We start from the raw sequence: 9,374 nt of genomic DNA, 5'->3' as shown, positions 1-9,374 counted from the left end.
TGGGAGATGCGGGCGACGGCCACGTCGTGCTCGTCCGAGGCGGCCGGGACGACGGTGGCGCCGCAGGCCAGCGCGAGCGCGACGACGTCGGTCCACACCTCGAGGTCGGTGTCGTCGTCCGTGGCGACGACCCACACCTTGTCGTGGAAGAGCTGCAGCGAGCCCGCGTCCCAGCCCGAGAACTCGGTGCCGGTCATCGGGTGCCCGCCGACGAAGCGGGCGGCGGGCGCCCGGCGTCCGACGGCGTCGACGACCGGCTCCTTGACGCTGGTCACGTCGGTGAGCCGGCAGTCCGGCGCCTCGCGGCCGACGACCGCGAGCACGTCGTCCATCGCCGTCAGCGGGACCGCGACGACGACGAGCGCGTCGGCCTCCGCGGCGCGACGCACCGCGGTGGCCACGTCGTCGGCGACGTCGTAGCCGTCGGCGCGGGCCTTCTCGACGGTCGTCGTCGAGGCCGACGCCCCCCACGCCTCCCGGCCGGCGTCCGTCGCGGCGCGCAGCACCGACCCGCCGATCAGCCCGAGCCCGAGCACACAGACGGGTCGCTGCAGTGCGGCGGCCAGGACGGCACCGCTGTCCACCTCCGGAGTCCCCACGACGCCGGAGCGTAGGACGCCACGGACGGGTGACGACCATTCGCCCGGGTGCGCGCCCGCGGGCGGCCACCAGGGTCAGGACGCGCGCAGCGACTCCAGTGCGTAGCCGGCGTAGAGCGCGACGCCCGCCACCATCGCGTCCTCGTCGAACACCACGCGGTTGGAGTGGTTCGGCGGCGAGTCCGACGGGTCGGTGCCGCGCGGGCACGCGCCGAGGAACGCGAGCGCGCCGGGCACGCGGGCGAGCACGTAGGAGAAGTCCTCGGAGCCCATGATCGGGTCGGGCATCGGCTCGACGAACCGCGAACCCAGCACCGAGCGCCCGACGTCGGCGACCCGCTCGGCCACGGCCGCGTCGTTCACCGTCACCGGGTAGCCGCCGTCGATCTCCACGGTCGCCGTGCAGCCGTACGCGTCGGCGACGCCGAGGCACACCCGCCGCAGCTCGGTCAGCAGCGTCTCGCGGGTGTCCTCGGACAGCGTGCGCACGGTCCCCTCGAGCACCGCGGTCTCGGGGATGACGTTGGTCGTGGTGCCGGCGGTCAGGTGGGCGATGGTGAGCACCGCGGGCTCGAACGCGCTCACCCGCCGGCTCGTCATGGTGTGCAGCGCGCCGACCATCGCGGCCGCGGCCGGGACCGGGTCGAGCGCGTCGTGCGGGGCCGAGGCGTGCCCGCCGGCGCCGCGGACGGTCACGGTGAAGTCGTCGGAGGACGCCATGATCGAGTCGGCACGGGTCTGGAGCGTCCCCGAGGCCAGGCGCGAGGTGACGTGCAGCGCCATCGCCGAGGACGGTCGGGCGCCGCCGGCCTCGAGCAGGCCCTCGGAGAGCATCGCGAGCGCGCCGTGCCTGCTCTCCTCGCCGGGCTGGAACATGAACACCACGGTTCCGGCGAGGCGGTCCCGGCGGGCGGCCAGGAGCCGGGCCGAGGAGGCGAGCATCGCGGTGTGCAGGTCGTGCCCGCACGCGTGCATCACGCCGTCGACCCGCGACGCGTGCTCCAGCCCGCTCTCCTCCTGCAGCGGCAGCGCGTCCATGTCGGCGCGCAGCAGGACGGAGGGTCCCGGACGGTTCCCGGTGAGGGTCGCGACGACGCTGCTCGCCGCGCGTCCCGTGGTCAGCGTCAGGGGCAGGTCGTGCAGGGCCGCGAGCACCGCGGCCTGCGTGGTCGGCAGCTCCAGCCCGAGCTCCGGATACCGGTGCAGGGTGCGGCGCAGGGCGACCGTGTCCGGCTGCAGCGCGCGGGCCTCGGACAGCAGAGCGCGCTCCGGGGCGCGGTGCGCCGCGCGGCGCCGACCCCCGGCCGAGCGGCCCGAGCGGGTCTCCGAGGACGTGCTCACGCCCCGATCCTGCACCCCCGGCCTCCGGGGGGCGACCGCCCGGCGCGCGGAAGGTGTCGATTCGGTAGGACCGCCGCCAACTCCCTTTCGAGGGTGACTCCCCGCACCTACCGTGGTGACCATGGCTGGTCAGGGCGCGCAGGCCGCGCCGCGTGGTGGGTCCAAGGGAGGGCCCGGCACCGTCGTGCCGCTCGACGGCTGGGCGGTCGCGGTCACGCGCGAGGAGGGGCGCTGGCGCGCGGTCTCGATGGACCGCAGCGCGCTCGCCGACCTCGACTCGGCCATCACCGCGCTGCGGGGGCTGCGCTCCACCGGCGCTGTCCTCGGCCTGCTCGACGTGGACGACGAGTTCTTCGTGCTCGTGCGTCCCGTCCCCGGCGGGGTGGCGCTGCTGCTCTCCGACGCCGTCGCCGCCCTGGACTACGACGTCGCGGCCGACGTCCTCGACCTGCTCCGACTCGACGTGCCCGACGAGGACGACGTCGACGACGACCCGTGGCCCGAGGGCGACCTCGGCATGCTGGCCGACCTCGGGGTGCCGGCCGACGAGCTCGCCGTACTGGTCGACGAGATCGACCTGTACCCGGACGAGCAGCTCACCGCGATCGCCCGTCGCTGCGGGTTCGCCGACGAGCTCGCGAAGGTCGTGGAGACCGCGCCTGCGTCCTGAGGACCTGATCGGCCGGGCGCTCGAGGTGGCGGCCGGGTCGCATCCCGACGACGTGCCGGTGGGTGCGGTCGTGGTCGACGCGGCCGGCCGGGAGCTCGCGTGCGCCACGAACGCCCGCGAGGCCACCGGCGACCCGACCGCGCACGCCGAGATCCTCGCGCTCCGGGCCGCCGCGCGGGTGCACGGCGACCGGTGGCGGCTGACCGGCGCCACCCTCGCGGTCACCCTCGAGCCCTGCACGATGTGCGCGGGCGCGGCGGTGCTCGCGCGGGTGGACCGGATCGTGTTCGGGGCGTGGGAGCCGCGCACCGGGGCGGTCGGCTCGCTGTGGGACGTGGTCCGCGACCGGCGCCTCACCCACCGCCCGGAGGTGCTCGGCGGGGTGCGCGAACCCGAGTGCGCCGAGCTCCTGCTGGAGTGGTTCCGCGGTCGTCGGGGGGGTGACGGCGCCGAGCCGGGCCCTGGGTAAAGTTGACCCCGGTAGCGTGTCCGAGCGGCCAAAGGAGCACGCCTCGAAAGCGTGTGTGGGTTCTGCCCACCGTGGGTTCGAATCCCACCGCTACCGCCACGCCGGTCCTCCCTCGCCGGTGGCCGGCGTGTCGTTCGTCTCGGGTCGTTCCGGGCGAAGGGCACCGTCGGCCGAGTAGATCCACCGAAGGCGCCCCTCGCTCAGAACCGGGGCCGGACCGGACCGGCGTGTCAGGCGACCCCGGCCTGCCGTCGGAAGGTCGACGGGATCAGCAGGTCCTCGGGCGCGAGCTCCTGGACCGAGGACTTCCCCAGCCCCATCAGCCCGGAGTCGACGCCCGCGCGCAGGATGTCCAGGACGTTGCCGACGCCCTCCTCGCCCGCGGCCGCGAGCCCCCAGAGGTAGGCGCGCCCGATCGCGACCGCCTTCGCCCCCAGGGCCAGCGCCTTCACGACGTCGGAGCCGCGGCGCACGCCGCCGTCCATGATCACCTCGACGTCGCCCCCGACCGCCTCGACGATCCCGGGCAGCAGCCGGATCGGGGCGGGCGTGGAGTCCAGGTTGTTGCCGCCGTGGTTGGAGACCTGGATGGCGGTGGCGCCGGCGTCGACCGCGCGCTTCGCGTCGTCGACCCGCGTGATGCCCTTGACGCAGAACGGCAGGTCCGTGCCCCACTGCTCGCGCAGCCACGCGACGTCGGCCCACGTCGGCGGCTCGGTGAACATCCACTGGCCGTATGCGCCGAAGAAGGTGGGGGGCGGGCCGCCGTCGACGGGGATGTTGGGCACCGTGAGGTCGGGGATCTTTCCGCTGCGCAGGAAGGCCAGGCCCCACTTCGGCCGGGTGACGCCCTCGGGGATGTACTTCAGGATCGTCTTCCAGTCCATCTTCTCCGGGATCGACGGGCTGCCCCAGTCGCGCCCGTGGGAGAACGACCAGTCCAGGGTGACGATCAGACCCTTCGCGCCGGCCCGCTTGGCCCGCTCCGCGCGGGCCGCGAGCGTCTCGCGGTCGCCGACCCAGTACATCTGGAAGAACGTCTTGTCGTTCGCCGCGCAGACGTCCTCGACCGAGCGGCTCGCGAACGACGACAGGCCCATCGCGGTGCCGCGGGAGGCCGCGGCCCGGGCGACGGCCACCTCGCCCTCGGGGTTGACCGCCTGCACGCCGGTCGGCGAGATGATGACGGGCATGGAGATCTCCTGGCCCATGATCGTCGTCGCCAGGGATCGCTCGTAGGGCAGGTCCGCCACGTGCGGGGCGAAGCCCAGCTCGCGGAAGGCGCCCATGTTGTCGTCGAGGGTGACCCCGGCCTCGCTGCCGGCCACCAACGCGCTGTAGACCGACTTCGGGATCGCCTTGCGCGCGCGGCGCTGGGCCTCCGCCACCGACTCGAACCACTGTCCCGCCATGGGTGGCCTCACCCCTTCCTCGTCCGGATGCTCCGGGCCGTCCGGTTCCGCCGCGGCGCGCCGGACGCGCTCGGTGACCGGTCTCGCACCGCAGGGTAGAGGGCGCGACTCACCCCCGTCCCCGCGTGAGCGGGCGGCCCGGGCCCCTCCGGGCGGAGGGGGCAGGCGGTTGGTCCGGACGAGGTGAACCGCGTGGGCCCGGACGCCGAAGGCCTGCACGTCTCGGACGCCACGCCGCGGCCGGGAGAGGAGAACCCACCATGACCGCCCGTTCCACACCCGGGCCCGCCCGGACGCGGACCGCCGCCGTCCCGGTCGACGCCGACCGGCCGGCGCGCGGGGCGGGACCGGACGCGGACGTCACCGACGCCGACCTCGTGAGCCGCCTCTCCGGGCGCGACACCTCGGCCCTCGACGTCCTCTACGCCCGCCACGGCCGCGCCGCCTTCTCCCTCGCCCGCCGGATCTGCGCCGACGAGAGCCTCGCCGAGGACGTCGTCCAGGAGGTCTTCCTCGTGCTGTGGCGCGACCCGGGCCGCTTCGACCGCACCCGCGGCACCGTCGTGAGCTGGCTGCTCACGCTGGTGCACCACAAGGCCGTCGACGCGGTGCGCCGCGAGGCCACCCGCCGTCGCCACCACGTCCCCACCGAGGAGCCCGACGACGCCGGCTCCGCGGTCCAGCCCTCGGCGGACCGGGCGGCGCTCGGGTCGGTCATCGCCGAGCACGTCCGCGCCGCGCTGCACCACCTGCCGACCGAGCAGCGCCAGGCCCTCGGCCTCGCCTACTACGGCGGGTACACGCAGCGGGAGGTCGCGTCGATCACCGGCGTGCCGATCGGCACGGTCAAGTCGCGCATGTTCACCGGCGTCGCGAAACTGCGCGTGCTGCTCGCCCCGGTCCTGGGTACCTCGGGCCTCGAGCTGTTGGGGGACACGTGGTGAGCGCGGGACACGGACACGGTGACGGCGCGGCGGCCGCCGAGCTGGCCGCCGACGTCGTCGGGCGCGCCCTGCACGCGCTCGAGCCCGACGAGGAGGGCCGCGTCGCCGAGCACCTGCGCGAGTGCGCGGTCTGCCGGGCGCTGCTCTCCGAGACCCACGAGACGATGGCCGCCCTGGCCCACGCGCTCCCGTCGCAGGATCCGCCCGCCGCGCTGCGCACGCGGATCCTCGCCGCGGCGGCCGCCGAGCCGGACCCGCCGTCGCTCCCGCGGGAGCCGGAGCCGCTGCGCCCGACGACCCGCGAGCTGCCGGCCGCCGCGGCCCCCGGGCCCGACGACGACGGGCCGCGCACGGCCCCCGTGCCCACGGCGCCCCGGCGGCGCACCGCCGCCGTCCTGGTCCTCGCCGCGGTGATCGCGGGCATCGTGGTGTTCGCCGCGCGCGGCGCCATCGCCCCCGGTCCGGGCGACTCCCGCGCGGTCGAGGCCCAGCGCGCCGAACAGGTCGTCGCGAGCGCAGAGGCCCGCGACCCGTCGGTGCGCTCCGCCTCGCTCGTCCAGCCGGGCAGCGGGACGGTCGCCGCGGTCGTCCTCGACGACGCGGCCGGTCCGCGCGTCGTCCCGCTGGCCATGCCGGCGATCGGCTCCGGGCGCACCTTCGTGCTCTGGCGGGTCGCGGGCAGCGCGGTGACCCCGGTCGGCTCGATGGACCCGACCGGGTCCTTCACCCCGATGTCGACGGCCTCCGGCGGCACGACCACGGCACCCGCACCCACGCGGCTCGCCTACGCGCTGTCGGTCGAGCAGGCCGGGTCGGTGCCGGCCCGTCCCTCCGCGGTGGTCGCGAGCGGCCCGCTGGTCTGACCGGGCGAGGCGTCCGGCCGGGTCGGGCGGGCGACCGGCGCACGTCGATCGTCCGGCGGCGCGGGTGGGCCGTGCGGGTGGGTGACGTCCCGGGCACGGTGGCGGGTCGGCCGCTCGTCGCGTCGTGGAGGTTCCCGGCCGCAGCGCCGCCGTGGCGCGCGGCCGATCTCACGGACGTCGTCGGGGGGTCTGGCTACCGTGGTGCGCGTCGGGTGAGGCGGCACCGCCGCGGGCACCCGTCGCGCGCCGGATCGCCGCCGGTGCGCCGAGCAGACGAGGCAGGGAGGCGCGATGTCGACCGCACCCCTGGCCGCCCGCGGCTCGACGGTGCCCTCGGTCGGACACCCCGGTCCCGGCACCCGCCCGATGCTGGCCTCGCCCGGTGACCTCCCCCGCGGGGCGGGCTGGGCGTTCGAGTTCGTGTGGACCGGGCTGCGCTGCCTCGCCCAGGTCCGCGACGGCGGGCTCCGCCTGGTCGACGCCGAGGGGCACGACGTCACGGCCGGCTTCCCCGAGCTCGGCGTGCCGGCGGCCCCCGGGCTGGTGCTCGACGGGGTCGTGGTCGCGCTCGACGGGGTCGGTCGCCCGAGCACCACGCGGCTGCGCCGGCGTCGTCGGGTCCGGGCGCCGTCCCGGGCCCTCGTCGAGGGCATCCCGGTGTCCTTCTACGTGTTCGACGTGCTCGAGGTCGACGGCCGGTCCACCGCCCGCCTGCCCTACCGCACGCGCCGCGAGCTGCTCGCCGGGATCGACCTCGCGGGCGGGCGGGTCGTCGTGCCGCCGTGGTTCACCGGTGTCGACGCCGAGCAGGTGGTGCGCACCGCGCGGCACTACGGCCTCGGGGGCGTGGTGGCCAAGCGCCTGGAGTCGACCTACCAGGCCGGCCGGCGCTCCCGCAGCTGGATCTCCGCCGTCGTCACCCGTACCCAGGACGTCGTCGTCGGCGGGTGGCTGCCGCCGCGCGACGGCGGCCCGGGCGTCGGGTCGCTCCTGCTCGGCGTGCCCAGCGAGGGCACGCTGCGCTACGTCGGCCGGGTCAGCACCGGGGTCACCGCCGGCGCGCGCCGGGAGGTGCTCGACGCCGCCCGTCACCTCACCCGGCCGGTGAGCCCGTTCGACGGGGCGCTGCCCGCCGAGGTCGAGGACGCCGCCCACTGGCTCGCCCCGCGCCTGGTCGGGCGGGTGGAGCACCGGCACTGGACCGGCAACGGGCTGCTCGCGCGGCCGGTGTGGCGCGGGCTGCGGGCCGGCACCCACCCGGCCACCGTGCAGGCCCCGGTGCTCGCGGCGCCGGTCGTCGCGACGGATCTCGCACTCGACGACCTGCAGGAAGTGGACGTGCCGGCAGCCCGGGCCTCCGGGCACCCGGAGGTCGTGACCGCGTCGGGGGGCACGTCGGAACTCGTCCGTGCGCGCGCCGCCGAGGGCCTGCCCCTCGGCGCGCCGCCGCCGGAGGTGACGCTGCCGACCGCCGACGTCGAGGCGGCGCTGCGGTCCCGCTTCTCCGCGCACTTCGTGCACAACGCGCTGACCGCCATCGCGGCCTACGTCCGGATCGACCCGGGCCGCGCCCGCGAGCTGCTCACCGAGTTCGCGGACTTCACGCGCTACTCGTTCCGCGACGGCGACTCCGGCACCACGGTCGCCGAGGAGCTGCGCAACGCCCGGCGCTACCTCACCCTCGAGCAGGCCCGGTTCGGGGCGCGGCTGCAGGTCGAGGTGACCGTCGCCCCCGAGGTCGAGCACGTCGTGCTGCCGCCGTTCGTGGTGTCCCCGCTGGTGGAGAACGCCGTGCGGCACGGGATCGAGCCGAAGCCCGAGGGCGGCACGGTGCACGTCACCGCCACCGGCGTCGGCACCGACTGCGTGGTCACGGTGTCCGACGACGGCGCCGGGATGGGGCCGGAGGCGTCCCGGGCGGCCTCGCAGGTCGACGCCCGGCACGGGGGGATCAGCGAGGTCACCCGCCGGCTGCGCGCGGCCTTCGGCAGCGCCTGCGACCTGCACGTGGAGTCGCGGCCCGGGAACGGCACCTCGGTGCGGGTGCGTGTCCCGGCCCGCCACGCCGACGAGTCCGAGCCCGGGCGGCTGCTCGTCAGCTGAGCCGCCCGCGTCCCCCGGCCCCACCGTCGCGGCCGGGGGATCGCGTGGCGCGGTCAGTCGTCGGACTGCGTGCAGCTCCCGGACGGACCGTCGAGGATCCCCGAGAGCACCGGCACCTGCAGTCCGCAGGCCTGGACGGGCAGCAGCGTGAGGTCGTTGAGGATGCCGACCGATCCCGCGCCGGAGTTCGAGTCGCGGTCGTGGGCGCGGGGCTGGGCCGACGCCATCGGCGCGACGGCGGTCAGGGCGGCCGCCGAGAGCGCGAGGGCGGCGACGGGGGTGACGGCGCGGCGGTCGAGCCGTCGCGGGGCGCGGTGCTTGGACACGGAGTTCCTCCCGAGGAAACGGACCGATCGAACCAGCCGATCGTCGCGTTCGGACGACGACGAACGGCCGGTCGGAGCCTGCGCCGGGTGTGACGGATGGGGCCACCGGTGCGCCGAAGGACGCCCGGAAGAGGTGGTCCGGCTCGCCGACGGCCGAGCGGTCCGGTACAAGGGCCGAACGGTCGTCCTGCTGCGACGAACGGGTGAGGCGAGGGTCCCGACGTTGGCCTGGCGCTCGACGACGAGGATGGGCACGTGCGCGTGCTCGCCGTCGACTGGTCCGGGGACCTGCGCGGCGCCCGGCGCCGGATCCGGGTGGCCGAGGCCCGTCCCGGACGGCTGCTCGACGTGCGCGGCGGGCTCGACCGGGAGGGTGTCGGGGAGCTGCTGGCGTCGCTGCGCGACGGGCCGGAGACGGCCGTCGTCGGGATGGACTTCTCGTTCGGCCTCGCCGGCTGGTTCGCCCGCGAGCACGGGAGCACGACCCTGCCGCAGGTGTGGGCGCTGGCCGCCGCCGAGGGGGAGCGCTGGCTGCGGGACTGCCCGCCGCCGTTCTGGGGTCGGCCCGCCACCCGCAAGCCCGCCGACGACGCGGCCCGCCCGCTCTTCCGGCGGACAGAGCAGGACGCGCGCGACCGCGGTCTGCG

At 76.3% G+C, this 9,374-nt stretch carries 9 protein-coding genes, 1 tRNA gene and 1 pseudogene; 7 read left to right on the top strand and 4 right to left on the bottom strand.

Annotated features, from left to right (window positions below):
• The coding region (locus tag AC0CYZ_RS14865; protein ID WP_472216622.1) for a prephenate dehydrogenase/arogenate dehydrogenase family protein at window positions 1-599 on the bottom strand (599 nt) is incomplete at its 3' end.
• A gap of 75 nt (window positions 600-674) precedes the next feature.
• Window positions 675-1,940: a M20 metallopeptidase family protein gene (locus tag AC0CYZ_RS14860; RefSeq protein ID WP_472216620.1), complete on the bottom strand. Its 1,266-nt coding sequence runs from the start codon at window positions 1,938-1,940 to the stop codon at window positions 675-677.
• Window positions 1,941-2,061: 121 nt separating this feature from the next.
• Between AC0CYZ_RS14860 and AC0CYZ_RS14855 the strand changes: the two genes are divergently transcribed.
• The 3 genes from AC0CYZ_RS14855 (at window position 2,062) to AC0CYZ_RS14845 (ending at window position 3,178) form a co-directional block, all read left to right on the top strand.
• Window positions 2,062-2,610: a tRNA adenosine deaminase-associated protein gene (locus tag AC0CYZ_RS14855; RefSeq protein WP_472216618.1), complete on the top strand. Its 549-nt coding sequence runs from the start codon at window positions 2,062-2,064 to the stop codon at window positions 2,608-2,610.
• 52 nt (window positions 2,611-2,662) lie between these two features.
• Entirely contained in the window at window positions 2,663-3,079 is a 417-nt protein-coding gene (locus AC0CYZ_RS14850; RefSeq protein WP_472216616.1) for a nucleoside deaminase, read from the top strand.
• 10 nt (window positions 3,080-3,089) lie between these two features.
• Window positions 3,090-3,178: transfer RNA gene (locus tag AC0CYZ_RS14845), tRNA-Ser, on the top strand.
• A gap of 131 nt (window positions 3,179-3,309) precedes the next feature.
• Here the strand turns inward: AC0CYZ_RS14845 and mftD are convergent.
• Window positions 3,310-4,491, bottom strand: a complete 1,182-nt coding sequence (gene mftD, locus AC0CYZ_RS14840) for a pre-mycofactocin synthase MftD (protein ID WP_472216614.1) — start codon at window positions 4,489-4,491, stop codon at window positions 3,310-3,312.
• A gap of 260 nt (window positions 4,492-4,751) precedes the next feature.
• Here mftD and AC0CYZ_RS14835 point away from each other — a divergent pair, with 260 nt between their 5' ends.
• The 3 genes from AC0CYZ_RS14835 to AC0CYZ_RS14825 all read left to right on the top strand — a co-directional run bounded on the left by AC0CYZ_RS14835 (window position 4,752) and on the right by AC0CYZ_RS14825 (window position 8,401).
• Entirely contained in the window at window positions 4,752-5,435 is a 684-nt protein-coding gene (locus tag AC0CYZ_RS14835; RefSeq protein WP_472216612.1) for an RNA polymerase sigma factor, read from the top strand.
• Window positions 5,432-6,298: a hypothetical protein gene (locus AC0CYZ_RS14830; protein WP_472216610.1), complete on the top strand. Its 867-nt coding sequence runs from the start codon at window positions 5,432-5,434 to the stop codon at window positions 6,296-6,298. Before AC0CYZ_RS14835 ends, AC0CYZ_RS14830 begins: the two co-directional genes overlap by 4 nt.
• A gap of 291 nt (window positions 6,299-6,589) precedes the next feature.
• Window positions 6,590-8,401 (top strand): ATP dependent DNA ligase, encoded by a 1,812-nt coding sequence (locus AC0CYZ_RS14825; protein ID WP_472216608.1) that lies wholly within the window; start codon window positions 6,590-6,592, stop codon window positions 8,399-8,401.
• Between the two features lie 53 nt (window positions 8,402-8,454).
• Here the strand turns inward: AC0CYZ_RS14825 and AC0CYZ_RS14820 are convergent, their stop codons facing one another.
• On the bottom strand, window positions 8,455-8,727 hold the full coding sequence (locus AC0CYZ_RS14820) for a hypothetical protein (protein WP_472216606.1): 273 nt from the start codon (window positions 8,725-8,727) through the stop codon (window positions 8,455-8,457).
• Between the two features lie 255 nt (window positions 8,728-8,982).
• Between AC0CYZ_RS14820 and AC0CYZ_RS14815 the strand changes: the two are divergent.
• A pseudogene (locus tag AC0CYZ_RS14815) lies at window positions 8,983-9,374 on the top strand (hypothetical protein); the annotation flags it as partial.

Source organism: Actinomycetospora sp. (assembly GCF_055612215.1).
This window is presented reverse-complemented; position numbering and strand designations above follow the sequence as displayed.